The sequence below is a fragment of the Actinokineospora alba genome (assembly GCF_004362515.1).
GTDB classification, from domain to species: domain Bacteria; phylum Actinomycetota; class Actinomycetes; order Mycobacteriales; family Pseudonocardiaceae; genus Actinokineospora; species Actinokineospora alba.
Genome location: NZ_SNXU01000001.1, coordinates 6,747,891 through 6,772,052, shown reverse-complemented (window position 1 = coordinate 6,772,052; position 24,162 = coordinate 6,747,891). Strand labels below are relative to the sequence as shown.

Here is a 24,162-nt window from a genome sequence, read left to right as displayed (position 1 = left end):
GAATGGTTGATAGTTTCATAGAGTTACGGCGGTCATAGCGGCAGGGAAACGCCCGGTCCCATCCCGAACCCGGAAGCTAAGCCTGCCAGCGCCGATGGTACTGCACTCGTGAGGGTGTGGGAGAGTAGGACGCCGCCGGACAATCATTCCCAAAGGGGCTTGTGGAGGAGCACGTTTAAGCGTGCACTGTCCACAGGCCCCTTTGGCGTCATTGTAGAGAAATTGTTGCGGGGCAGGACCCGCACGCGGGAGGACGAAGTGTCGGAGTTCGGGCGACGGGACGATTCGGGCGGCAACGACCGCCGGGGCAGCGACCGCGGATCAGGAACGGGCCGCGCGAACAGTGGCAGCCGTGGCGCCCCCCGCCGCGATACCTCACCAAGCCGCGACTTCAAGCCTCGCCGTGACGACAGCTCCCGCGGTGGTGACCGTGCCACCGGTTCCGTGTGGCGCCGTGACGAGTCGCGTTCCGGCGACTCCGGCCGCCCGCACCGGGGCAGCTCCCAGGACCGTGGCGGCTACCGCCCGAACCCCGCGGGTGGCGACAGCCGAGGCGGCTACCGAGGCACCTCCAGCGACTCGCGCCCAGGCGCCGACTCGCGAGGCTCCAGCTACCGCCCGCGCGACGACCGCGGCGGCCCGCGGTCCAACGACCGTGACGACCGCGGCGGTTACCGCGGCGGCGACCGTGATTCGCGCGGCGGCTCAAGCGACTCCCGTGGTTCCTCGGGCGGATACCGCGGTGGCTCAAGCGACTCTCGTGGCGGTTCGACCGGCGGATACCGGGGCGGCTCCAGCGATTCCCGCGGCGGTTCGTCGGGTGGATCCGGCGGTTACCGCGGTGGCTCCAGCGATTCTCGTGGTGGTTCGACCGGTGGATACCGCGGTGGGTCGAGTGACTCGCGTGGTGGTTCGACCGGTGGATACCGCGGTGGGTCGAGTGACTCGCGTGGTGGTTCGACCGGTGGGTACCGCGGTGGGTCTAGCGATTCGCGTGGTGGTTCGACCGGTGGATACCGCGGTGGGTCGAGCGATTCTCGTGGTGGTTCAACTGGTGGATACCGCGGTGGGTCGAGTGACTCGCGTGGTGGTTCGACCGGTGGATACCGCGGTGGGTCGAGCGATTCCCGTGGTGGCTCCACTGGTGGATACCGTGGCGGTGACCGCGACGACCGTGGCGGCTACAAGTCCGGTGACCGCGACACCCGCGGTGGCTCCAGCGACCGTGGTGGCTACAAGCCCGCGGACCGCGACAGCCGTGGTGGTTCCGGCGACCGTGGCGACCGCCCCAGCTACCGCTCCAACGACCGCGACGACCGTGGTGGCTACAAGTCCGGTGATCGCGACAGCCGCGGCGGGTCCAGCGACCGTGGCGACCGCCCCAGCTACCGCCCGTCCGGTAAGGACGACCGCGGCGGCTACCGGGGCTCCTCAAGCACCAGCGACCGGCCCAGCTACCGATCGTCCGACCGGGACAGCCGTGGCGGTTCCAGCGACCGCCCCGACCGTCCGAACCGCGGCGGCTACGAGCGCGGCACCTCCGGCGACCGCCCCACCTACCGTGCGGCGGGCAAGGACGACCGCGGTGGTTACCGCGGCTCCTCCAGCACCGGTTCCAGCGACCGCGGCGGTTACCGCCCGGCCGACAAGGACAGCCGTGGCGGCTACAAGCCCGCCGACCGCGACAGCCGCGGCCAGGGCGACCGCCCCAGCTACCGGTCCAACGACCGTGACGACCGGGGCCCCCGCTCGGACTCCCGCGACGACCGTGGTTCCAGCTACCGGCCGTCCGACCGGGACAGCCGTGGCGGTTCCAGCGACCGTGGTGACCGTCCCAGCTACCGCCCGTCGGGCAAGGATGACCGTGGTGGCTACCGCGGTTCCTCCAGCACGAGCGACCGTGGTGACCGTCCGAGCTACCGCTCGTCCGGTAAGGACGACCGTGGTGGCTACCGGGGCTCCTCAAGCACCAGCGACCGTCCCAGCTACCGCCCGTCCGACAAGGACGACCGCGGCGGCTACCGGGGCTCCTCCAGCACCAGCGACCGGGGTGGCTACAAGGCAGGCGGCGGCTCCCGCGACGACCGCGGTGGTGCCCGCGACGGCCGCAGCACCCGTCCCACCGGCAAGAGCGAGCGCGGCGGCTACAAGCCCGCCGACCGTCCCGGCTTCCGCCCCGACCACCGCGACGACCGCCCGGCTTACCAGAACCGCGACAACGTCGAAGACGTCGCGTCGACGGATGAGCCCATCGTCAGTGAAGCCGGCGAATCCACTGTGCAGGCAACGGAATCAGCCTCGGCCGAGGTCGTTTCCGACAGCCCCGTGACGGAGGCCGACGCCGGGCCCGCCAAGGTCGAGGCTCCGGCGGAGCGCCGGTTCGACCGGGACGAAGAGCGCCGTCCGCGCCGCGATGACGGTGACCGGCGTCCGCGCCGGGAAGACCGTCCCCGCGAGGAGCGCCCCCGCCGTGAGGGCGACGCGCCGTTCGACAGTGGTCCGGCGGTGCCGGAGGGCGCCGACTACGCCAAGCTCGACGTCGAGGCCCGCGCCGGCCTGCGGAGCCTGCCCAAGTCGCTGGCCGAGATGATCGGCAAGCACCTGGTCGCCGCGGGCATGCTCATCGACGAGGACCCGCAGCGGGCTCTCGTCCACGCCCGCTACGCCCGTGAGCGCGCTGCTCGCGTGGCCGTGGTCCGTGAGGCCGCAGGTCTGACCGCGTACCACGCGGGGGAGTGGGCCGAGGCCCTGTCGGAGCTGCGGGCGGTGCGCCGGATGAGTGGCGGAAACGCCCACATCGCCGTGATGGCCGACTGCGAGCGCGCCATGGGCAGGCCCGAGAAGGCGTTGGAGCTGGCGAAGGAAGCCGGTTCCGACCTGCCCGCCGACGTCGCCGTGGAACTGCGGATCGTCAGTGCCGGTGCCCGGCGGGACATGGGGCAGCTCGAAGCCGCCGTCGTCGCGCTGCAGGGCCCGGACCTCGACCCGAAGCGCCACGACCCGTGGAGCGCGCGCCTGTTCTACGCCTACGCCGACAACCTGGAAGCGGCGGGCCGCACCGACGACGCGGTCCGCTGGTTCCTCAACGCCGCGCAGGTCGACGACGACGAGGACACCGACGCCGCTGAGCGCGCGTTCGCCCTCGGCGCCGACGAGGCCGAGGTGGCCGCGGTGCTCCCGGGCGAGACCCTCGAAATCGACATCGAGGTCGAGCCCCTGCCCGCCGACGACACCGACGCCGACTCCAACGAAGACGTCGACGCGGAACCGTTGGCGGACAAGGCATCCGACGACGACGCGCCGGCCGACGAGTCCGACGAAGCAGCGGATTCGGTGCCGAGCACCGACACCGCCGCCGACAAGGACTCCACCGACCGAGGCTGACAAGCAATGACGGACTCGCTGCTCGACCGCTACGACGCGCTGCTGCTTGACCTCGACGGCACCGTCTACCGCGGTGGCGAAGCCATCCCAGGCGCGGCCCCGGCCGTCCTGGCCGCCCGCGACCACGGCGTCGCGGTGCGGTTCGTCACGAACAACGCCTCACGGGCACCCGAAGAAGTCGCGGCGCACCTCACCGGGATCGGCATCACCGCCGACCCCGGTGAGGTCAGCACCAGCGCCCAGGCGGGCGCCGCCGTGCTCGGCGAGCACCTCGACCCCGACGACGACGTCCTCGTCATCGGCTCCGACGCGCTCGCCGACGAGGTCGTCAAAGCCGGTTTCCGTGTCGTCCGCGTCGCCGGTCCCGACACCAAGGCCGTGCTGCAGGGCCTCTCCCCGAAGACCGCCTGGCCCGACCTCGCCGAAGCGTGCGTCGCCATCCGCGCCGGGGCGCTCTGGGTCGCCTGCAACGTCGATCGCACTCTCCCCACCGAACGCGGCCTGCTGCCGGGCAACGGTTCCCTCGTCCACGCCCTGCGCGTGGCGACCGACCGCGAGCCGCTGGTGGCGGGCAAGCCCGCGAAGCCGCTGATGGCCGAGTCCGTCCGCTCCGCCGACGCCGACCGGCCGCTGGTCGTCGGCGACCGCCTCGACACCGACATCGAAGGTGCCGTGACGGCCAAGCTCGACTCCCTGCTCGTCCTCACCGGCGTCGCCACCCCGCGTGACCTGCTGGAAGCGGGCGCGCACGAGCGCCCCACCTATGTCGCCGAAGACCTCGCCGTGCTCACCGAACCGGCCCCCGAATTCACTGCGAAGCCCGGCTGGACCGTCGAAGCGACGGACGGCGACCTGACGGCGAGCGGCGACGGCGACCACCTCGACCTCCTGCGCGCCCTCTGCGCCGCGCATTGGGCAGGCGACGGCGGTCCAGTGACCGTGCGGTCGGCCGATAGGGGCTCGGCGGCCGCACTCAGTGCGTTGGGACTCTCCGGACCGCGCTGACGCGGTCACACCCGTCGATCGGATAGCGTGGAGGGGTGCAGGTGGATTTCGACGAAACCAGGCCACGACCCATTCCCGGGCCGCCGCCCAGCGGCTCTGTGACTGACCCGGTCATCGACGACGAGGCGATCAACGACGCCGTCGCGGGTCTCAACGGCCTTGACGCGCTGCCGGTCGCCGACCACGTCGAGCGCTACGACACCGTGCACGTCGCGCTGACCGCCGCTCTCGCCGGCATCGACAAGGTCTGACCCGGTGCCGCCCAAGAGGGCGCGGCTCGACGCGGAACTGGTGCGCCGAGGCCTCGCCCGCTCGCGGGAACACGCTTCCCAGCTCATCTCCGACGGCCGGGTCACCATCCGCGGCACCGTCGCGACCAAAGCCGCCACCGGCGTCGAGAACGACGCCCCCATCGTGCTCCGCGACGACGTGGAAGACCCGAACTGGGCCTCCCGCGGCGCGCACAAACTCATCGGCGCGCTCGACGCGTTCGGCATCGCCGTGGAAGGCAAGCGCTGCCTCGACGCGGGCGCGTCCACCGGCGGGTTCACCGACGTCCTGCTGCGCCGCGGCGCCACCCAGGTCGTCGCCGCCGACGTCGGCCGCGGCCTGCTGGTCTGGCGCCTGCAGACCGACGACCGCGTCCTGGTCCGCGACAAGACCAATGTGCGCGCGCTGACCGCCGAGGACACCGACGGCCCGGTCGACCTGATCGTCGCCGACCTGTCGTTCATCTCCCTCGGCCTGGTCCTGCCCGCGCTGCTGGCCTGCGCGACCTCCGGCGCCGACCTGCTGCCGATGGTCAAACCCCAGTTCGAGGTCGGCAAGGAGCGGCTCGGCACCGGCGGTGTCGTCCGCAGTCCCGAGCTCCGCGCCGAGGCCGTCCTGGGCGTCATCGAGACCGCCGGGCGCAAGGGTCTGCGCGCACACGGTGTCGTGGCCAGCCCGCTGCCCGGGCCGTCCGGGAACGTCGAATACTTCGTCTGGCTGCGCCGCGGCGAACCGCTGCCCGAGGCGGAGGCCCGCGCGCTGGTCGAGAAGGCCGTCGAGGAAGGGCCGCAATGACGGACCGCGAGATCCTGCTGGTCGTGCACACCGGCCGCGTCGAGAACCGGCGCACCGCGGAGAAGGTCGCGGGCGCGTTCGCCGCCGCGGGCGTGCGGCTGCGCGTCCTCGACGACGAGGCCCCCGACCTCGACCCGTCCTGCTACGGGCGGGTGGTCCCGCTGGGCCCGGAGGCGGCGGTCGGCACCGAACTGGTCTTCGTCCTCGGCGGCGACGGCACGCTGCTGCGCGCCGCAGAACTCGCGCGGCCCGCGGGGGTGCCGGTGCTCGGCGTCAACCTCGGCCGGGTCGGCTTCCTCGCCGAAGCCGAGTCGGACGCGTTGGAGGAAGCCGTCAGCCTTGTCGTCACCCAGGGATACCGGGTCGAAGAGCGGATGACCGTGGACGTCATCGCCCGGCTCGACGGCCAGGTCATCGCCGACACGTGGGCGCTCAACGAGGCCAGCGTCGAGAAGAGCAGCCGCGAACGCATCCTCGACGTGCGCATCGACATCGACGGCCGCCCGGTGTCGTCCTTCGGCTGCGACGGCGTCCTGTGCGCCACGCCGACCGGGTCCACCGCCTACGCGTACTCCGCGGGCGGGCCGATCGTGTGGCCCGACGTGCAGGCGATGCTCGTGGTGCCCAGCAACGCGCACGCCATGTTCTCCCGGCCGATGGCGGTCTCACCGCATTCCGTGGTCGCCGTCGAGGTCGACCCGGCGGGCCATCCCGCTGTGCTGTGCTGCGACGGCCGTCGCACCTTCGACATCCCGCCGGGCTCCCGCATCGAGATCGCGGGCGGGAAACTGCCGATCAAGCTGGTCCGGCTGCGCGACGAGCCGTTCACCGACCGGCTGGTGGACAAGTTCGATCTGCCGGTCCAGGGGTGGCGATCCCGGTGACACGTGCGCCCGGATGTCGGTCGGAGCCGCTAGGGTGCGCCCTGTGCTAGCGGAGATGCGTATCCAGGACCTCGGCGTGATCGATGAGGCCACGCTGGAGCTCCACCCCGGGTTCACCGTCGTCACCGGTGAGACCGGTGCGGGCAAGACCATGGTCGTCACCGGCCTGCACCTGCTCTCCGGCGGACGTGCCGAGGCGTCCCGTGTGCGCAGCGGGAAGTCCAAGGCCGTCGTCGAGGGCCGGTTCGAGGGCCTGACCGGGTCCCCGGCCGCGGCGGTCGCCACCGAGGCGGGCGCCGAACCCGACGACGACGGCAGCCTGATCGCGCTGCGCAGCGTCAACAGCGACGGCCGTTCCCGAGCGCACCTCGGCGGCCGGTCCGTGCCCGTCGGCGTGCTTTCCGACCTGGCCGAGCAGCTGATCGCGGTGCACGGGCAGAACGACCAGCTCCGCCTGCTGCGCCCGGCCGAGCAGCGCGCGGTCATCGACCGCTACGCCGGCGAGGACGTCAGCTCCGTGCTGGCCGACTACCGCCGCGTCCGCGACGAGTGGATCGCCGTCAGCACCGAACTCACCGACCGGACCCGCCGAGCCAAGGAAATGGCCCGCGAGGCCGACATCCTTCGGCTGGGCCTGGACGAGATCGCCGCGGTCGACCCGAAGCCCGGCGAGGACGTCGAACTCGTCGACCGCGCCCGCAGGCTCGCCGACGCGGACCAACTGCGTGAAGCCGCCACCGGCGCCAGCCTCGCCGTGTCGGGCTCACCCGACGGCGACCCGGATCTGCCCGGCGCCCTCGGCGCGATCGGCGAAGCCCAACGCCGCCTCGCGGGCGCCGACGACCCGCGCCTGCGCGAGCTCGAACCGCGTCTGGCCGAGGCCGCCGTGCTGCTGACCGACGTCGGCTCCGAGCTGACCGCCTACCTCGATTCCCTCGACGCCGACCCGGCCGTGCTCGAACAGGTCCTCGCGCGGCAGTCCGAGCTGAAGACGATCACCCGCAAGTACGCCGCCGACATCGACGGTGTCCTCGCCTGGGCCCGCGACGCGAACGAGAAGCTGGCGGGCCTCGACACCTCCGAGGGTGCCCTCGGTGAGCTGGCCGCCCGCAAGATCGCGCTGGCCCAGCAGCTCGCAGGCATCGCGGTGGCGCTGACCGCGGCGCGCGAGAAGGCCGCCGAGGAACTGGCGAAGGCCGTCACCGACGAGCTGGGCGGGCTCGCGATGGGCCAGTCCAGCATCCAGATCACCGTCCGCCCCCGCGCCGCCGACGAAGGCGACCCGGTGGCGCTCGACGTGGCGGGCCAGACCCTGCACGCTGGCGCCGACGGCGTCGACGACGTGGAGCTGCTGCTGGTCGCCCACGATGGAGCGCTCCCGCTGCCGGTGCACAAGGGCGCGTCGGGCGGTGAGCTGTCGCGGGTCATGCTGGCGATCGAGGTCGTCCTCGCCCACTCCGACCCGGTGCCGACGTTGGTGTTCGACGAGGTCGACGCCGGGGTGGGTGGTCGGGCGGCGGTCGAGATCGGCCGCAGGCTGGCCCGGCTGGCGCGCAGCCACCAGGTCATCGTGGTCACCCACCTGGCGCAGGTCGCCGCGTTCGCCGACCGTCACCTGATCGTCGACAAGAGCGCCACCGGCGGCGTCACGCGCAGCGATGTGCGGACCCTGGACGAGCCGACGCGGGTCATCGAGTTGGCCCGGATGCTGGCGGGCATGGAGTCCACGGAAACCGGTCGGGCCCACGCGGAAGAGCTGTTGGCCTTGGCCGACGGCGAAAAGCACGACTGGGAACTCAGCGGCAAACCCCGCCCCAAGCGCCGCTGAGGGCGCGCGGGGCGCATCCCCCGTGCGCGGGAAACCGCCCGCACCCCCGGCGTGGCAAACGGACCAAGCCGGATCGGTTTGTCACCATCGGGCCATGAAGCTTCCCGGCGTCCTCCATCGATCACAGCACGCCCTACCTGGGGTGACCGGCGTAGCACGGGTCGACAGGCGTACCGGTGACCTGCTGCGCCGAGTGTCCCAAGGGGACATCGTCGTCCTCGACCAGCTCGATCTCGACCGCGCCACCGCCGACGCCCTGGTGCGCGCCGAGGTCGGCGCGGTGGTCAACGCGTCGCCCTCCATCTCCGGCCGTTTCCCCAACCTCGGGCCCGAAGTCCTTGTCGGAGCGGGTGTCCCGCTGATCGACGGCGTCGGCCAGGACGCGTTGCGGGCGATCAAGGAAGGCACCAAGCTCCGCCTCCACGACGGCACCGTCTACATCGGCGAGCGCGAGATCGCGCAGGGTGTCCAGCAGACGCGCGAGTCCGTGGCCGACCAGATGATCGAGGCCAAGGCGGGCATGTCCGCGCAGCTCGAGGCGTTCTCCGCGAACACGATGGAGTTCCTGCACCGCGAGCGCACGATGATCCTCGACGGTGTCGGCGTCCCCGAGTTGGCCACGCCGCTCAAGGGCAAGCAGGTCGTCGTCGTCGCGGGTGGACACGAGCACGTCGCCGACCTCAAGCTGCTCAAGCGCTACATCTCCGAGCACCGCCCGGTCCTGGTCGGCGTCGACTCCGGCGCCGACGCCCTGCGCGCCGCGGGCTACAAGCCGGACATCATCGTGGGCGACCCGCGCGGCATCAGCACCGAGACGCTGCGGTCCGGCGCCGAGGTCGTCGTGCCCGCGCAGACTGACGGCCATGCGCCCGGTCTCGTCCGCATCCAGGACCTGGGCATCGGCGCGGTGACGTTCCCCGCGTCCGGCAACGCCGAGGACTTGGCGCTGCTGCTGGCCGACTTCCACGACGCCACCCTGGTGGTCACGGTCGGTTTCCAGGCCACGCTCAGGGAATTCCTCGACCGGGGCCGCTCCGGCTCCAACCCGTCGACCTTCCTGACCCGGCTCAAGCTCGGCAGCAAGCTCGTCGACGGCAAGGCCGTCGCCGCGCTGCACCGCAGCCGGGTGTCCGTCGCCGCCATCGTGCTGCTGGTCATGGCCGCGATGGTCGCGATCGCCGCGGCGCTGGTCGTGTCCGGTGTGGGCGCGGCGTACACCGACTCGATCATCGGCACGTGGAACTCGTTCGTCGACTGGTTCAAGGGGCTGTTCTCGTGATCTCGCTGCGCTACCACGTCATCTCGATCGCCGCGGTCTTCCTAGCGCTTGCTGTCGGGGTGGTGCTGGGCTCGACCACGCTGAGCCGCACGCTGCTGTCCGGGCTCAACAACGAGAACAGCGAACTCGGCGGCCAGGTCGCCGAACTCGAAGACGACCGCAACGCCCTCAACGCCCGCCTCGGCGACGCCGACTCGTTCGCCGCGACCATCGGCCCGGCCGCGGTCAAGGGCTCCCTCGCGCAGCGCACGGTCGTGTTGGTGACGACCGCCGACGCCCGCCCGTCCGACCGCGACTCCCTCAAGGGCCTGGTGGCCAACGCGGGCGCCGTCGTGACCGGGGAGCTGCAGCTGACCGACGCCTTCGCCGATCAGGGCCGCGCCGACGAGCTCAAGGACATCGTCACCCGCCTGCTCCCCGCCGGTGTGCAGCTGCCGACCGTCAGCGACCCGGGTTCCCTCGCGGGCGGCCTGCTGGGGCCGCTGATGCTCATCAGCAAGGCCGACAACAAGCCGCAGGTCAGTCCGGAGGAGTCGGCGGCGGTGTTGTCCGGGCTGACCGATGGCGGGTTCATCAAGGCGTCCCCGGAGCTCAAGCCCGCGCAGCTCGCGATCATCCTGACCGGTGGCGCCGCCTCCGGTGACGGCGCGGGCGACCGCGCGGCCACCCTCGCGCGCTTCGCCGCCCAGGTGGACCGCTCCGGCGCGGGCGCGGTGCTCGCCGGGTCGGCGGGCTCGGCCAACGGGACCGGCGCGGTGGGCGTGATCCGCGCGGACACGGCGGCGTCGTCGATCCTCTCGACGGTGGACAACGCCGACACCCCCGCGGGCCGGATCGTCACGATCCTGGCGCTCGGGGAGCAGCTGGAGGGCAAGGTGGGCCGCTACGGCAACGCGGGCAACGCGCAGGCCCCCGCACCCGGTGCCCCAGCCGAGTAGAACTCCACGCACAGCGAGCGGTAGTCACCCGCGAAACCCGTTCGGATGGTCTGCCCCGCACGGACGGGTGGGCTGCCGGTGATCCTGCTCATTTCCCTTGTCCCTGGACCGATGTGCCCCATGAAGGCATCGATATCTGCGCCAGGAACAAGGGAAGTGAGCGGCAATGGGACACATCAGGGCAACGCGGCTGGGGTTCTGCGCGGCCGTGGCGGCGGTCGGGTTGGTCGCGGGCGCCACGCCCGCGCTGGCCAGCAACCCGGCGGGGGTGGCGGCACTCGGATCGGCCCAGTTCGTCAAGGCGGGCGTGACGACCAGCGTGCCGACGCTCGCCCAGTGCGCTGTCGACGGCCAGACCACGGCGTCGACCCCGGGAGTCACGGCGTCCGGCGTGCGCTGGGGCACCGCGAACACCTCCTGCACGACGACCGTGGTCGACCCGGCGAACGACGTCACCACGACCAAGTCGGAAGCGGCGGGCGGCGCGTTCGAGCTCTCGGCGCTGGTCTCGGTGGGCGGCCCGCGGGTGAAGCTGACGAGCTACCGCGTCACCTGCAACGCGACGCAGGGCGGCACCAGCGCGAGCTGGTCGTTCGCGGGGATGACGGGCATCACCGGCCTGCCGAACCCGATGCCGCGCGGGTACGTCAAGAACCTCACCAGGACCGGCGGCACGGTGCTCGCGACGGCGACGTTCAACGAGATCACCCTGCCCGAGCCCAATGACGGCAGCATCGCCCTGACGATGATGCGCATCACCTTCCTCCCCGCCTCCGGGATCAATGGCGAGGTCGTGGTCGGCCGAACCGCCTGCTCGCCCACGCCGTGAAGCTGAACAACCACGCTCGGTCGCGGTGACGTTTCGGGGGCCCCGCACGAACACGCCATCGAAGTTGGCAGTGTTCGTGCGGGGCCCCCGAAACGTCACCATCAAGGCGACCGAGCCGCGCACCCGAAGGGTGCGCCATCCAACAGAGTGTTAGTGTGAAGTCCCGTGGAACGGGCGGTAATTTCCAGCCGCCGACGCAAAGATCGACCACGGGAGCATCGTTGCCTCAGCAAGCTCGGACGACCAAGCACGTCTTCGTGACCGGAGGCGTCGCCTCCTCGCTGGGCAAGGGGCTCACCGCGTCCAGCCTCGGCCAGCTACTTACTTCGCGTGGCCTGCGCGTCACCATGCAGAAGCTGGACCCGTACCTCAACGTCGACCCCGGAACGATGAACCCGTTCCAGCACGGCGAGGTCTTCATCACCGAGGACGGCGCCGAGACAGACCTCGACATCGGCCACTACGAGCGCTTCCTCGACCGCTCGCTTTCCGGTTCGGCGAACGTCACCACCGGCCAGGTCTACTCGGCGGTCATCGCCAAGGAGCGGCGCGGCGAGTATCTCGGTGACACCGTGCAGGTCATCCCGCACATCACCGACGAGATCAAGTCGCGGATCAGAGCGATGGCGCTGCCCGACGAGAGCGGTGTGGCGCCCGATGTGGTCATCACCGAGGTCGGTGGCACCGTGGGCGACATCGAGTCGCTGCCGTTCCTGGAGGCCGCGCGCCAGGTCCGCCACGACGTGGGCCGCGACAACGTCTTCTTCCTGCACGTGTCGCTGGTGCCGTACCTCGCGCCGTCGGGTGAGTTGAAGACCAAGCCGACGCAGCACTCCGTCGCCGCGCTGCGCAACATCGGCATCCAGCCCGACGCGATCGTCTGCCGGGCCGACCGGGAGATCCCGGACGGGCTCAAGCGCAAGATCGCGCTCATGTGCGACGTCGACACCGAGGCCGTCGTGGCCGCGCCCGACGCGCCTTCCATCTACGACATTCCGCGCGTGCTGCACGGCGAGGGCCTCGACGCCTATGTCGTGCGCCGTCTCGGCCTGCCGTTCCGCGACGTCGACTGGACCGTGTGGGGCGACCTGCTCGACCGGGTCCACAAGCCGAAGGAGACGGTGCGGATCGCGCTCGTCGGCAAGTACGTCGACCTGCCCGACGCGTACCTGTCGGTCACCGAGGCCCTGCGCGCCGGCGGTTTCGCCCACCGCGCGAAGGTCGAGATCCTGTGGGTTCCGTCCGACGAGTGCGAGACGCCCGCCGGGGCGGCTGCCGCGCTGTCCGGTGTGGACGGTGTGCTGATCCCGGGCGGCTTCGGTGTGCGCGGTATCGAGGGCAAGCTCGGCGCGATCACCTACGCGCGCACCAACCGCATCCCCACGCTCGGCCTGTGCCTGGGCCTGCAGTGCATGGTGATCGAGTCCGCGCGCAACCTCGCGGGCATCGCAGGGGCGAACTCCGCGGAGTTCGACGAGAACACCAAGCACCCGGTCATCAGCACCATGGCCGACCAAGAGGACGTTGTCGCGGGCGAGCGCGACATGGGCGGCACGATGCGGCTGGGCTCGTACCCCGCCGCGCTGACCGCCGGGTCCGTCGTCGCCGGGGTCTACGGCAGCCGTGAGATCACCGAGCGCCACCGGCACCGCTACGAGGTCAACAACTCCTACCGCGACCGCCTTTCCAAGGCCGGTCTGGTGTTCTCCGGCACCTCGCCGGACGGCCACCTCGTCGAGTTCGTCGAACTGCCCGCGAAGGTCCACCCGTTCTTCGTCGGCACCCAGGCGCACCCGGAGCTCAAGAGCAGGCCGACCCGCCCGCACCCGCTGTTCGCCGGTTTCATCAAGGCCGCCATGACCTACCTGCTGGCCGAGCGCCTGCCGGTGGAACTGGACGAGGAGCCGGTGGCCGCGGGAGCGAAGGCGTGACCGACCGGCACGAGTTCTCCGTGGCGTCCACTCGCGACATCCACATCGGACGCATCCTGGCGCTGCGCATCGACGAGGTCCGCATGCCCGGTGGCAACACCGCGTCGCGCGAGGTGGTCGAACACCTCGGCGCGGTCGCGGTGGTCGCGCTCGACGACGACGGGACGCTGGTCCTGGTCGACCAGTACCGGCATCCGGTGGGGCGCAGGCTGTGGGAGTTGCCCGCCGGGCTGATCGACGCGGGCGAGGACCCGCTGGTCGCGGCCAAGCGTGAACTGGTCGAAGAGGTCGGCGTGGTCGCGTCGGACTGGTCGGTCCTGGTGGACATGGCTGTCTCGCCCGGGTTCACCGACGAGGCCATCCGGGTCTACCTGGCCACTGGTCTGTCCACTGTGGACCACGAGGTGCTTGGGGACGAAGAGGCCGACATGGTCGCCGACCGGGTGCCGCTGGAGCAGGCCGTCCGGATGGTCCTGTCGGGCGAGATCGTGAACGCCGCGGCGGTCGGCGGTGTGCTGGCGGCCTTCGCCGTGGACTCCGGCGCCGCGGCGCCCCGCGTCCCGGACGCGCCGTGGACCGACGAGCCGACAAGGTTCGCCCAGCGGTCCTGAACCAGGACGGCGGGGGTCAATCGCGTAGGCGGCGGCCCTCGCCGTCGGTGCCGCCGTTGACCAGCAGCAGGATGCCGTCGATCAGCGTCCAGATGCCGAAGCCGCCGCAGGTGAGCAGCTGGGCGACGGCGATGCCGTAGTGGCCGGTGTAGAACCGGCCGACCCCGAACGGCAGGAAGATCTGCAGGATGCCGGCCACGACCTTGGACTTGGGCGAGTAGTAGTAGTCCGGTGGCGGCGGGTAATAGGCGTGCACCGGCGCGGGCGGCGGGTAGGCGGGCAGCGGGGGCGCGGCGATCGTCGGCGGGACCATGAACGCCGGGTAGGGCGGCGGCAGGTCGACGAACAGGGCACGCACGTCGCGGCGGGTGACCGCGTTGACCGCCACGTTGATGCGTTCGTCGTACTCGTCGACAGGCAGCCTGCCCTCGGTGAAATGCGCGCCGAGGATCCGCACCACGTCGTCGCGTTCCGCGGTGCCGATGCGGATCGCGTCAGGGTCGTTCACGGTCGTCACAATAGATCAGACGCGCGGGGTCGATGACCGGTTTCGCCGCGCGTCATCGGGTCGAGGGCGGCGTCCGGCACTACGCTCGACTGCGTGCTGGTCGGCGTTCCGCGGGAGGTCAAGAACCACGAGTACCGGGTGGCCATCACGCCCGCCGGGGTGCTCGAGTTGATCGACCGTGGGCACCGGGTGCTGATCGAGGCGGGCGCCGGTGACGGCTCGGCCTTCCCCGACGCGGAGTACCTCGAGGCGGGCGCCGAGATCGCACCCACCGCCGACGACGTGTGGGGTGCCGCCGAACTCGTGCTCAAGGTCAAGGAACCGGTCGCCGAGGAGTACCCGAGGCTGCGCCGCGGCCAGACCCTCTTCACCTACCTGCACCTCGCCGCGAGCGCCGAATGCACCCGCGCCCTCGTCGACGCGGGCACCACCGCGATCGCGTACGAGACGGTGCAGCTGCCGGACCTGTCGCTGCCGCTGCTCGCCCCGATGAGCGAGGTCGCCGGGCGGATGGCGCCGCAGGTCGGCGCGCACTGCCTCGAACGCGCCCAAGGTGGCCGCGGTGTGCTGCTCGGTGGGGTGTCCGGCGTGGCGGCGGGCAAGGTCGTCGTCATAGGCGCCGGGGTGTCCGGGATGAACGCGGCGAGCATCGCGCTGGGCTTCCAGGCCGAGGTGGTTGTCCTCGACACCAACGTCAACCGGCTCCGGCAGATCGACTTCACCTACCGCGGGCACCTGCAGACCATCGCGAGCAACGCCTACGAGATCGACAAGGCCTGCCGCTGGGCGGACCTGGTGATCGGCGCGGTCCTCGTGCCCGGCGCCAAGGCCCCGACGCTGGTGTCGAACGAGCTCGTCTCGCGGATGCGCCCGGGGTCGGTGCTCGTCGACATCGCCATCGACCAGGGTGGCTGCTTCGCCGACTCGCGGCCCACCACGCACGCCGAGCCCACGTTCCGGGTGCACGACTCGGTCTTCTACTGCGTCGCCAACATGCCCGGAGCGGTGCCGAACACCTCGACCCGCGCGCTCGCCAACGTCACGCTGCCCTATGTCCTGGCCCTCGCGGGCGGGGTGCGGGCCGCGGTTGCTGCCGACCCCGCGCTCGCCAAGGGGGTCAACGTGGTCGATGGCGCGATCGTGCTGCCCGAGGTCGCGCAGGCGCATGGGCTTGAGCACGTGCCGTTGGCCGACGTGATCGGGGGACTCCGCTGAGCGCCCCCGAAGCCGTCCTGCGCACCTATCTCGACCACCTCGCCGTCGAACGCGGCACCTCGCCGAACACCATCGACGGCTACACCCGCGACCTGCGCCGCTACCTCGACCACCTGTCGGCCGAGAACGTCGGGGATCTCGGCAACGTGGGGGAGCGGCACGTGTCGGCGTTCCTGGCCAAGCTGCGCGAAGGCGACGCCGACCACCCGCCGCTGGCCGCGTCGTCCGCCGCCCGTGCGCTGGTCGCCGTGCGCGGGCTGCACCGGTTCGCCGTGCGCGAGGGCATCACCGAACACGACCCGGCGCGCGAGGTGAAGCCGCCGACCCCGCCGCGCAGGCTGCCCAAGGCGCTCCCGGTCGACGACGTCCTGCGCCTGCTCGACACCCCGGTCGGCGAAGGCCCGGGCGTGCTGCGCGACCGCGCGCTGCTCGAAGTCCTCTATTCGACGGGTGCGCGGATCTCCGAGGCGGTCGGGCTCGACCTCGACGACATCGACACGGTGGAACGCACGGTCCTGCTCGACGGCAAGGGTGGCAAGCAGCGGTTGGTCCCGATCGGCAGGCCCGCCCTCGACGCGCTCGACGCCTACCTGGTGCGGGCCCGGCCGGGGCTGGCCGCGGGCGGGCGGGGCACCCCCGCGGTGTTCCTCAACGTCCGCGGCGGGCGGCTCACCCGGCAGAGCGCGTGGAACGCGCTGAAGCTCGCGGCCGAACAGGCGGGCATCCGGGTCCCGGTCTCCCCGCACACACTGCGCCACTCGTTTGCCACGCACCTGCTCGAAGGTGGCGCTGACGTGCGGGTTGTCCAGGAACTACTCGGCCACGCGTCGGTCACCACGACCCAGATCTACACGCTCGTCACGGTCAACACGCTGCGCGAGGTCTATGCCACCGCGCATCCGCGCGCCCTCGGGTAGTCCTGAGTTCCGCTCACCTATTGGTCTCCAATACCCTGTGCGCCCTGGAGGTGCGAGATGGGTGAGCTGGACGAACCGACGGTGGACCACGTCACGCTTCCCGGGGTGCTGCACGCGCTGAGCGACCCCACCCGCCTGGCTGTCGTCGCGCAGCTCGCCTCGACGAACGAGATGTCGTGCGGGCACCTCGAGGTCGCCGTGGCCAAGTCGACCCTGTCCCAGCATCTGCGCGTGCTGCGTGAGTCAGGGGTCACCCATACCCGCCCGGACGGCAACCAGCGGTGGCTCTCGATCCGCCGCGACGACCTGGACCAGGCATTTCCCGGGCTGCTCGACTCCGTCCTTGGGGCTATTGGCCCCACCGACACCTGACCTGACCTGAGCGTTCGTGCGGCGAGCCGCGTTGGTGGGTGACCAATACCCGCTTACGCTGCGCTTGACACCGATCGCAGGCGACAAGGAGCTAGATCGCCATGTCGACACTTCCGCAGTCGGGACGTGGCACGGTGGAGCTGAGTATCGCGCCGCGCGCCGCGTCCGACGACGACGAGCAGCCCTTCGCCGACTCCAGTGGCAACGGGGGCGGCGTCGGTCCGACCGGCCGGGCGTGGCGGCACATCCCCGAGCCGTCGTTACTCAACGGCCACGGTCCGGCGAAGATCTTGGCCGTCTGCAACCAGAAGGGCGGGGTCGGCAAGACCACGTCCACGATCAACCTGGGCGCCGCCCTCACCGAGTTCGGCCGCCGGGTGCTGCTCGTCGACTTCGACCCGCAGGGTGCGCTGTCGGTCGGCCTGGGCATCCCGGCCCACCAGCTCGACCGCACCATCTACAACGTGCTCATCGAGCGGTCCGTCGGCATCCACGACGTGGTGATCCGCACCTGCGTCGAGGACATGGACCTGCTGCCGAGCAACATCGACCTGTCCGCCGCCGAGGTGCAACTGGTCACCGAGGTAGGGCGTGAACACACCCTGGTGCGCACGCTGCGCCCGATCATCGACGAGTACGACTACATCCTCGTCGACTGCCAGCCCTCGCTCGGCCTGCTGACCGTCAACGCGCTGACGGCCGCCGACGGCGTGCTCATCCCGCTGGAATGCGAGTTCTTCAGCCTGCGCGGTGTCGCGCTGCTCATCGACACCATCGAGAAGGTGAAGGACCGGCTGAACCCGAAGCTGGACATCACCGGCATCCTCGCCACCATGTTCGACCCGCGCACACTGCACTCGCGTGAAGTCATGGCCCGCGTGGTCGAGGCGTTCGGCGAGACGGTGTTCGACACAGTGATAAACCGCACGGTGCGCTTCCCGGAGACCACGGTCGCGGGCGAGCCGATCACGACTTGGGCCCCGCGTTCGGCGGGCGCGAAGGCCTACCGCCAGCTCGCACGTGAGGTGATCGCCAGGTGACTCGTCGCAGTTCCCTGCCGGGGGCGGCGGAGTTGTTCCGGCCCACCGGTCCCGCCCCACAGGCCGAAGGCGAGACCGACTGGTTTGACGCACCTTCTCCGGAGGTGTTCGAAGCGCCCCCGTCCCCGTCCCCGCCGCCGGTCGTCCGGAGCCCACGTGGCACGCCCCGGCAGAAACACAACTCCAAGATCACCGTCTACGTCTCGGATGAGGAATTGCTCGCCCTCGAACACGCCCGCCTCACCCTGCGCGCCGCCCACGGCCTCGCCGTCGACCGCGGCCGCGTCGTGCGCGAGGCGATCTCGGTCATCCTCGCCGACCTCGAGGCCTACGGCGAGGACTCGGTGCTGGTGCGCAGGCTGCGCCAGGACACCGGGCAGTGACCGCGGTGGCAGATGCGCCCGAGGCGGTGCCGAGCGGCCGGTTCACGGTTCGGCTGTCGAACTTCGAAGGCCCGTTCGACCTGCTGCTGCAGCTGATCTCGCAGCACCAGATGGACGTCACCGAGGTGGCGCTGCACCGCGTCACCGACGACTTCATCGCCCACCTCAGGGCCCTGGGTGACGACTGGAACCTCGACGAGACCACGGAGTTCCTGGTCGTCGCGGCGACCCTGCTGGATTTGAAGGCGGCCCGGCTGCTGCCCGCGGGCGATGTCGAGGACGAGGACGACCTGGCGCTGCTGGAGGCCAAGGACCTACTGTTCGCCCGGCTGCTGCAGTACCGGGCGTACAAGCAGGTGGCGGCCCTGTTCTCGGAACTGGAGAAGGGCGCGCTGCGGCGGTACCCGCGGTCGGTGGCGTTGGAGGACCGGTTCGCGGAACTGCTGCCGGAGGTGATGCTCGGCGTCGACCCGGAACGGTTCGCCGCGATCGCGGCGGCGGTGTTCCGGCCGAAGCCGCCGCCGACGCTGTCGCTGGACCACCTGCACATGGGGAAGGTGTCGGTCCGGGAGACGGCGGCGCTGCTGCGGGTGCGGCTGGCGGAGATGGGCCGGGCGAGCTTCGCCGAGCTGACCGCGGACTGCGAGCACACCATCGAGGTGGTGGCGCGGTTCCTGGCGCTATTGGAGCTGTACCGGGAGGCGACGGTGCTCTTCGAGCAGGCCGACCCGCTCGGTGAACTACACGTGGAATGGACCGGCGGCACGGTAGCCGACGCCGAAGCGGCGTCGCCCCCGACGACGGGCACCGAAGAGGAGGACTACGGGTGAGCCCCGTCGACGACACAGCACCCACCGAACCCGGCGACGAGAGCACTGCTCACAACAGTGAGCACCGCTCTGCCGGCGCCGTGACCTCGGGTTTTGGGGAAAGCGAGAGCACTGCTCACAACGGTGAGCACCGCTCTGTTCCCGGCGAGGCCGCCGATCCTGGGCCGGACGAGAGCACTGCTCACAACAGTGAGCACCGCTCTGGCGGCGCCGTGACCTCGGGTTTTGGGGAAGGCGAGAGCACTGCTCACAACGGTGAGCACCGCTCTGTTCCCGGCGAGGCCTCTGAACCGGGGACAGCTGAGAGCACTGCTCTCGATGGAGAGCACCGCTCCACCGCGGGCGAGAGCACTGCTCCCGACGCGAGCACCGATCCCGACCTCGGCACCGATTCCACCGACGGCACCGAAGAACCAGACCCCGCCGACGTCCTCACCGAAGACGACCTCGTCACCATCGGCTCCCAGTTCCCAGACCTCACCGAGGACGCCGATCTCGACGCCGCCCTCGAAGCGTTGCTGCTGGTCGTCGACGCCCCGGCCGAGGACGAACTCCTCGCGGGCGCGGTCGACCAGAGCGTCGCCAGGGTGCGTGAGGCCCTCCGTCGGATGGCCGCCCGCTACACCGAACAAGGCAGCGGCATAGACCTGCGCCGAGTGGGTCAGGGGTGGCGGTTCTACACTCGTGACAGGTACGCGCCGGTCGTCGAGAAGCTTTTGCTCGACGGGCAGCGGGCGAAGCTCACCCGGGCGGCGCTGGAGACCCTCGCGGTCATCGCCTATCGGCAGCCGGTGACCCGGTCGCGGGTGGCGGCGGTGCGCGGTGTGAACGTCGATGGCGTGATCCGCACCCTGGTCGTGCGCGGTCTGATCGAGGAGACCGGCACCGACACCGAGACCGGTGGGCTCCTGTACCGGACAACCGAGCTGTTCCTGGAGCGATTGGGTTTGGCCTCCTTGGAGGACCTGCCCCCGATCGCTCCGCTGTTGCCAGAAGTGGATGCGATTGACGATGTCGAATAGCCCGGAAGGCATTCGCCTGCAGAAGGTGCTCTCCAGCGCGGGAGTCGCCTCGCGGCGTGCGGCCGAGGATCTGATCGATCAGGGCCGGGTGAGTGTCGACGGCAAGGTCGTGCGCGAGCAAGGCATGCGGGTCGACCCGCAGACCGCGGTCATCCATGTCGATGGCGCGCGCGTCATCGTCCGCGATGACCGCGTGTACCTGGCCCTGAACAAGCCCAAGGGCGTGCTCAGCACGATGGACGACGAGCGCAACCGCCCGTGCGTCGGCGACTACGTGCGTGACCGCGCCGACAAGCTCTTCCACGTCGGCAGGCTCGACGCCGACACCGAGGGCCTGCTGCTGCTCACCAACGACGGCGACCTGGCGCACCGGCTGATGCACCCGTCGTTCGAGGTCCTCAAGACCTACCTGGCCGAGGTCCCCGGCCCGGTCGGCCGCGACGTCGGCAAGCGCCTGCGTGACGGCGTGATGCTCGAGGACGGCCCCGCGCGGGTCGACTCGTTCCGCATGGTCGACAACTTCGCGGGCAAGGCCCTGGTCGAGGTCGTCCTGCACGAAGGCCGCAAGCACATCGTGCGCCGGATGCTCGAAGAGGTCGGCCACCCGGTCCTCAAGCTCGTGCGCACCCAGATCGGCGACGTCTACCTGGGCAACCAGCGTCCGGGGTCGATCCGCTCGCTCAACCGGCCCGAGGTCGGCTCGCTATACAAGTCCGTCGGACTATAAGAGTCTTATTGTGAGACGCACCCATGCAGAATGATCCTATGACTGGCTGGGTGCGTCCGATCAGGCGCGGATGGGTCGTTCGGTCCGAGGTTCCCGGGCCGGACGTCGACGAGTTCGCCGAGAAGCACCGTGTCCGCGCGGCACTGGCCCAGCCAGGCGCCGCGCGGGGCACGCTGCTCGCCGTGCAGCACCCGCACCGCACCCCGGCGGCGCTCGCGGACGGGCTCAGCCTGCTCGAAGCGCTGCCGCAGGCCCGCCGGGCGCTCGTCGATCTTGTTCGGATGGCCTACCGCCCGGTTGTCGACGTCGTCGCGCCCTACGAGGTCGACGGTCCGGACGGCTCGGCGACCGGCCTGCTGTGCATGGTCGACCCGGCCGCGGTGGATCTGGACGGGCTGAGCCAGGTCCGCCACACCGAGCAGGTCTACCCCGACGTCGTCACCGAACGCGCCGCTGTCCTCTCCGGGCTTGGCTGCGCGACCAGCGCCGCCCTGCTCGTCCCGGTCACCCATGGCGAGACGCTCACCGCGGCGGTCAAAGACGCCATCGCCGCCGCGGGCGCGCCCGCCGTGTCGACCGTGGACTCCGCGGGCAGGCGGCACCGGGTCTGGCTGCTCGGTCCCGGCCCCATCCGCGACGCGATCATGGCCGTCGCCGCCGCCCGCCCGCTGCTGGTCGCCGACGGCAACCACCGGGTCGCCGCCGCCGCGGAAGCCAAGCTCGACGGCATCCTCGCCCTGATCAGCGCCGGCCCCGGGCTGCGCATCGGCGCGTTCCACCGGGTCATCGTCGGCACCGGCCGCACGGCCGACGAGTTGGCCGCCGCCTGGCGCGCGTGCGGTCTGACCGTCCGCGAGGACCCGGACGCCGTGGCGCCGACCGTCCCCGGCACCGTCGTCGTCCGGCACGGCCACCGCACCCTGGTGGTCGACCTGCCGCCGCCCACGGCCACCGACCCGCTGCCCCGCATCGACCACGAGGTCGTCGAGGAACTCCTGATCCGCAAGGCGCTCGCCCTGGACCCGGAGGGACCGAACGTGCGCACCCTGCCCGCGGGCCGCGACCCGGGCCCGGACGTCGAAGCCGTGCTCCAGATCGCGCCGGTTCCGCTGGCCGATGTCCTCACCGTCCACGCGGCGGGCGGCCGGATGCCCCGCAAGAGCACCTACTTCACCCCGAAGCCGCGCAGCGGCCTGCTGCTCGCCGACCTCGCCTGAACTGTCGTACCCCCGTGGCAGGCTCGGGCCCATGGAACTGACATTGCAGGTGACCATCGACTGCGCCGACCCGGTGCGTCAGGTGGCGTTCTGGACCGAGGCGCTCGGCTACATCCCGGAGCCGCCGCCGGGTGGGCAAGCGACCTGGCGCGACTACTGGGCCGAGATGGGGGTGCCCGAGGAGGAGCTGCCCGAAGGTGTCGGTGAGACCCCTGAGTCCATCGTCGACCCGGCGGGCATCGGGCCGAGGGTCTGGTTCCAGCAGGTCCCGGAGCCCAAGGTCGGCAAGAACCGCGTGCACCTCGACCTCAAGGTCAGCGGCGGTCGCGCGGTGCCGATGGCCGAACGCAAGGAGCGGGTCGACGCCGTTGTGGACCGGGTGCTCAAGGCGGGCGCCACGGTCGTGCGCAGGCTCGACGACCCCGGGGTCGACCACTACGGCGTCGTCCTGCAAGACCCGGAGGGCAACGAGTTCTGCGTCGCCTAGGCGGGCACCTTGCGCCGGAACAGCTCGGCGACGGGTTCGACGACTCGCGCGGCGACGGGCCCGAGGATGGCCATGAGCAGCACGTACGCGGTCGCCAGCGCGGCCAGTTGGCTGTCCACGGCGCCCGCGCTCACCGCGAGCCCGGCGATGACGATGGAGAACTCGCCGCGTGCGACCAGAGCCGCGCCCGCCCGAGCCCGGCCCAGCCTGCCGATGCCCTGCCTGCGTGCCGCCCACCAGCCGGTCGCCACCTTCGTGAGCGTGGTGACGAACGCGAGCGCCACCGCGTAGCCGAGCACGGGCGGGATCGTCGTCGGGTCGGTGTTCAAGCCGAAGACCACGAAGAACACGGCCGCGAACAGGTCGCGCAGGGGTTCGAGCAGCTTCGTCGCGTTCTCCGCGGTCGCCCCGGAGATCGCGATGCCGAGCAGGAACGCGCCGACCGCCGCCGACACCTGCAGCTGCGAGGCGACACCGGCGACGAGCAGGGCCGCGCCCAGCACGCGCAGCAGGAAGACCTCGGGATGCGGGCTGTCGACGATCATCGAGACGAACCGGCCGAACCGCAGCGCGACCACGAGCACCACGGTCACGGCGACGAGTGAGATCCCGACCGCCGTCAGGCCGCCGAGCAGGGTCGCGCCCGCCAGCAGCGCGGTGAGGATCGGCAGGTAGACGGCCATGGCGAGGTCCTCGAACACGAGGATCGACAGCACCACCGGCGTCTCGCGGTTGCCGAGTCGACCGAGGTCGCCCAGGACCTTCGCGATGATCCCGGACGAGGAGATGTAGGTGACGCCCGCCATCGCGAGCGCGCCGATCGGCCCCCAGCCCAGCATCAGCGCCACCGCCGCGCCCGGTGCCGCGTTGAGCACCAGGTCGAGCAGGCCCGCCATCCAGGACCGGCGCAGCCCGGTGACGAGTTCGGCCGCCGAGTACTCCAGCCCCAGCAGGAGCAGCAGCAGGATCACGCCGATCTCGCCCGCGATGTGGGTGAAGCCCTCGATGCCGTGCAGCGGCACCAGCCCGCCCGCGCCGAACGCGAGCCCGCCGACGAGGTACAGCGGGATCGGGGAGATGCCGATGCGCCAGGCGAGTCGTCCGAGCAGGCCGAGGCCGAAGAAGACGGCGCCCAGTTCGATCAGGGGGACCGCTGTCTCCGGCATCAGCCGTGTTCGATGACGTCGGCGGCCCGGGCGAGCCCTTCCGCGGTGCCGACAGTGACCAGCATGTCGCCGCCCGCGAACCGGAAGTCCGGCCGCGGCGACGGGTGCACGGTGCCCGTGCGCACGACCGCGACAACGGAGACCGCGGTGCGGGTGCGCAGCTCGGTGTCGCCGAGGGTCTTGCCGTCGAACGGCGAGCCCGGCGCGAGCGGCAGCTGGCGCGTGGTCACGCCCGTGACCTCGCGGTGCTGGTCCTCGAGCTGCGCGACCAGGTGTGGTGCGCCCAGCAGGTTCGCCAGCGTGCTCGACTCCTCGATGGTCATCGGGATCGACGCGACGCACGAGTCGGGGTCGTCCTGCTTGGAGACGATGAGCTCGGCGTGGCCGTCGCGGTAGGTGATCACCCCGATGCGGCGGCCGGAGCGGGAGACGAAGTCCTGGCGCGTGCCGATTCCCGGCAGGGGTGTCACCTCGACGTTCACCCCACCACCGTAACAACCGCGCTTCCGTTGGCCGTGCCGGCG

The 24,162-nt window shown here is 71.2% G+C and carries 24 protein-coding genes and 1 rRNA gene; 22 read left to right on the top strand and 3 right to left on the bottom strand.

Annotated elements, in window-relative coordinates:
• Window positions 1-24 precede the first annotated feature (24 nt).
• The 12 genes from rrf to C8E96_RS30440 all read left to right on the top strand — a co-directional run bounded on the left by rrf (window position 25) and on the right by C8E96_RS30440 (window position 13,754).
• A 5S ribosomal RNA gene (gene rrf, locus C8E96_RS30495) occupies window positions 25-141 on the top strand.
• A 303-nt stretch (window positions 142-444) separates the two neighbouring features.
• The gene (locus C8E96_RS34305) at window positions 445-3,384 is read left to right on the top strand and encodes a hypothetical protein (protein WP_228772123.1); all 2,940 of its coding nucleotides are present in this window, start codon (window positions 445-447) and stop codon (window positions 3,382-3,384) included.
• A gap of 6 nt (window positions 3,385-3,390) precedes the next feature.
• A complete protein-coding gene (locus tag C8E96_RS30485; protein ID WP_091377110.1) occupies window positions 3,391-4,389 on the top strand; it encodes an HAD-IIA family hydrolase in 999 nt (332 codons plus the stop codon).
• Window positions 4,390-4,430: 41 nt separating this feature from the next.
• Window positions 4,431-4,640, top strand: a complete 210-nt coding sequence (locus C8E96_RS30480) for a hypothetical protein (RefSeq protein ID WP_228770021.1) — start codon at window positions 4,431-4,433, stop codon at window positions 4,638-4,640.
• A 4-nt stretch (window positions 4,641-4,644) separates the two neighbouring features.
• The gene (locus C8E96_RS30475) at window positions 4,645-5,454 is read left to right on the top strand and encodes a TlyA family RNA methyltransferase (RefSeq protein ID WP_091377113.1); all 810 of its coding nucleotides are present in this window, start codon (window positions 4,645-4,647) and stop codon (window positions 5,452-5,454) included.
• Entirely contained in the window at window positions 5,451-6,338 is an 888-nt protein-coding gene (locus tag C8E96_RS30470; protein ID WP_091377116.1) for an NAD kinase, read from the top strand. Before C8E96_RS30475 ends, C8E96_RS30470 begins: the two co-directional genes overlap by 4 nt.
• 55 nt (window positions 6,339-6,393) lie before the next feature.
• Window positions 6,394-8,166, top strand: a complete 1,773-nt coding sequence (recN, locus tag C8E96_RS30465) for a DNA repair protein RecN (RefSeq protein WP_176926782.1) — start codon at window positions 6,394-6,396, stop codon at window positions 8,164-8,166.
• A 94-nt stretch (window positions 8,167-8,260) separates the two neighbouring features.
• On the top strand, window positions 8,261-9,445 hold the full coding sequence (gene steA / locus C8E96_RS30460; protein ID WP_091377123.1) for a putative cytokinetic ring protein SteA: 1,185 nt from the start codon (window positions 8,261-8,263) through the stop codon (window positions 9,443-9,445).
• A complete protein-coding gene (locus tag C8E96_RS30455; protein ID WP_091377126.1) occupies window positions 9,442-10,383 on the top strand; it encodes a copper transporter in 942 nt (313 codons plus the stop codon). Before steA ends, C8E96_RS30455 begins: the two co-directional genes overlap by 4 nt.
• Window positions 10,384-10,549: 166 nt before the next feature.
• Window positions 10,550-11,212 (top strand): hypothetical protein, encoded by a 663-nt coding sequence (locus C8E96_RS30450; protein ID WP_091377128.1) that lies wholly within the window; start codon window positions 10,550-10,552, stop codon window positions 11,210-11,212.
• Between the two features lie 221 nt (window positions 11,213-11,433).
• Window positions 11,434-13,143, top strand: coding sequence for a CTP synthase (locus C8E96_RS30445; RefSeq protein WP_091377132.1), 1,710 nt, complete (start codon window positions 11,434-11,436; stop codon window positions 13,141-13,143).
• Window positions 13,140-13,754 (top strand): NUDIX domain-containing protein, encoded by a 615-nt coding sequence (locus tag C8E96_RS30440; RefSeq protein WP_228769982.1) that lies wholly within the window; start codon window positions 13,140-13,142, stop codon window positions 13,752-13,754. The genes C8E96_RS30445 and C8E96_RS30440 overlap by 4 nt, the downstream gene beginning before the upstream one ends.
• A 16-nt stretch (window positions 13,755-13,770) precedes the next feature.
• Here the strand turns inward: C8E96_RS30440 and C8E96_RS30435 are convergent, their stop codons facing one another.
• Window positions 13,771-14,262, bottom strand: coding sequence for a DUF1707 domain-containing protein (locus C8E96_RS30435; protein ID WP_228769983.1), 492 nt, complete (start codon window positions 14,260-14,262; stop codon window positions 13,771-13,773).
• 93 nt (window positions 14,263-14,355) lie between these two features.
• On the opposite strand from C8E96_RS30435, the gene ald reads away from it, so the two are divergent.
• The 10 genes from ald to C8E96_RS30385 all read left to right on the top strand — a co-directional run bounded on the left by ald (window position 14,356) and on the right by C8E96_RS30385 (window position 22,472).
• Window positions 14,356-15,477 (top strand): alanine dehydrogenase, encoded by a 1,122-nt coding sequence (gene ald, locus C8E96_RS30430; RefSeq protein WP_091377137.1) that lies wholly within the window; start codon window positions 14,356-14,358, stop codon window positions 15,475-15,477.
• A complete protein-coding gene (gene xerD / locus C8E96_RS30425; protein WP_091377140.1) occupies window positions 15,474-16,394 on the top strand; it encodes a site-specific tyrosine recombinase XerD in 921 nt (306 codons plus the stop codon). The genes ald and xerD overlap by 4 nt, the downstream gene beginning before the upstream one ends.
• A 57-nt stretch (window positions 16,395-16,451) precedes the next feature.
• Window positions 16,452-16,766 (top strand): ArsR/SmtB family transcription factor, encoded by a 315-nt coding sequence (locus tag C8E96_RS30420; RefSeq protein ID WP_091377143.1) that lies wholly within the window; start codon window positions 16,452-16,454, stop codon window positions 16,764-16,766.
• Window positions 16,767-16,867: 101 nt separating this feature from the next.
• Window positions 16,868-17,806, top strand: a complete 939-nt coding sequence (locus tag C8E96_RS30415) for a ParA family protein (RefSeq protein WP_091377145.1) — start codon at window positions 16,868-16,870, stop codon at window positions 17,804-17,806.
• Complete coding sequence (locus tag C8E96_RS30410; protein ID WP_091377148.1) at window positions 17,803-18,189, top strand: hypothetical protein; 387 nt, start codon at window positions 17,803-17,805, stop codon at window positions 18,187-18,189. The genes C8E96_RS30415 and C8E96_RS30410 overlap by 4 nt, the downstream gene beginning before the upstream one ends.
• On the top strand, window positions 18,186-19,019 hold the full coding sequence (locus tag C8E96_RS30405) for a segregation and condensation protein A (protein ID WP_091377150.1): 834 nt from the start codon (window positions 18,186-18,188) through the stop codon (window positions 19,017-19,019). The genes C8E96_RS30410 and C8E96_RS30405 overlap by 4 nt, the downstream gene beginning before the upstream one ends.
• A gap of 212 nt (window positions 19,020-19,231) precedes the next feature.
• Window positions 19,232-20,041 (top strand): SMC-Scp complex subunit ScpB, encoded by an 810-nt coding sequence (gene scpB, locus C8E96_RS30400; protein WP_228772093.1) that lies wholly within the window; start codon window positions 19,232-19,234, stop codon window positions 20,039-20,041.
• A complete protein-coding gene (locus C8E96_RS30395; RefSeq protein WP_091377153.1) occupies window positions 20,031-20,768 on the top strand; it encodes a pseudouridine synthase in 738 nt (245 codons plus the stop codon). The genes scpB and C8E96_RS30395 overlap by 11 nt, the downstream gene beginning before the upstream one ends.
• 38 nt (window positions 20,769-20,806) lie before the next feature.
• Entirely contained in the window at window positions 20,807-21,985 is a 1,179-nt protein-coding gene (locus C8E96_RS30390) for a DUF1015 family protein (protein ID WP_091377156.1), read from the top strand.
• Between the two features lie 31 nt (window positions 21,986-22,016).
• Complete coding sequence (locus tag C8E96_RS30385; protein WP_091377158.1) at window positions 22,017-22,472, top strand: VOC family protein; 456 nt, start codon at window positions 22,017-22,019, stop codon at window positions 22,470-22,472.
• On the opposite strand, the gene C8E96_RS30380 is transcribed toward C8E96_RS30385, so the two are convergent.
• Both C8E96_RS30380 and C8E96_RS30375 read right to left on the bottom strand, forming a co-directional pair.
• Window positions 22,469-23,638, bottom strand: coding sequence for a cation:proton antiporter (locus C8E96_RS30380; protein WP_091377160.1), 1,170 nt, complete (start codon window positions 23,636-23,638; stop codon window positions 22,469-22,471). The two genes, C8E96_RS30385 and C8E96_RS30380, sit on opposite strands and share 4 nt — an antisense overlap.
• The gene (locus tag C8E96_RS30375) at window positions 23,638-24,120 is read right to left on the bottom strand and encodes a cation:proton antiporter regulatory subunit (RefSeq protein ID WP_091377163.1); all 483 of its coding nucleotides are present in this window, start codon (window positions 24,118-24,120) and stop codon (window positions 23,638-23,640) included. Before C8E96_RS30375 ends, C8E96_RS30380 begins: the two co-directional genes overlap by 1 nt.
• Window positions 24,121-24,162: the final 42 nt, after the last annotated feature.

What these genes read in the sequence shown, in the direction of transcription:
- C8E96_RS30485 (WP_091377110.1), top strand. Translation starts at nt 3,391, where the DNA reads ATGACGGACTCGCTGCTCGACCGCTACGACGCGCTGCTGCTTGACCTC.
- C8E96_RS30470 (WP_091377116.1), top strand. Translation starts at nt 5,451, where the DNA reads ATGACGGACCGCGAGATCCTGCTGGTCGTGCACACCGGCCGCGTCGAG.
- recN (WP_176926782.1), top strand. Translation starts at nt 6,394, where the DNA reads ATGCGTATCCAGGACCTCGGCGTGATCGATGAGGCCACGCTGGAGCTC.
- steA (WP_091377123.1), top strand. Translation starts at nt 8,261, where the DNA reads ATGAAGCTTCCCGGCGTCCTCCATCGATCACAGCACGCCCTACCTGGG.
- C8E96_RS30450 (WP_091377128.1), top strand. Translation starts at nt 10,550, where the DNA reads ATGGGACACATCAGGGCAACGCGGCTGGGGTTCTGCGCGGCCGTGGCG.
- C8E96_RS30420 (WP_091377143.1), top strand. Translation starts at nt 16,452, where the DNA reads ATGGGTGAGCTGGACGAACCGACGGTGGACCACGTCACGCTTCCCGGG.
- C8E96_RS30415 (WP_091377145.1), top strand. Translation starts at nt 16,868, where the DNA reads ATGTCGACACTTCCGCAGTCGGGACGTGGCACGGTGGAGCTGAGTATC.
- C8E96_RS30395 (WP_091377153.1), top strand. Translation starts at nt 20,031, where the DNA reads ATGTCGAATAGCCCGGAAGGCATTCGCCTGCAGAAGGTGCTCTCCAGC.
- C8E96_RS30390 (WP_091377156.1), top strand. Translation starts at nt 20,807, where the DNA reads ATGACTGGCTGGGTGCGTCCGATCAGGCGCGGATGGGTCGTTCGGTCC.
- C8E96_RS30385 (WP_091377158.1), top strand. Translation starts at nt 22,017, where the DNA reads ATGGAACTGACATTGCAGGTGACCATCGACTGCGCCGACCCGGTGCGT.
- C8E96_RS30380 (WP_091377160.1), bottom strand. Translation starts at nt 23,638, where the DNA reads ATGCCGGAGACAGCGGTCCCCCTGATCGAACTGGGCGCCGTCTTCTTC.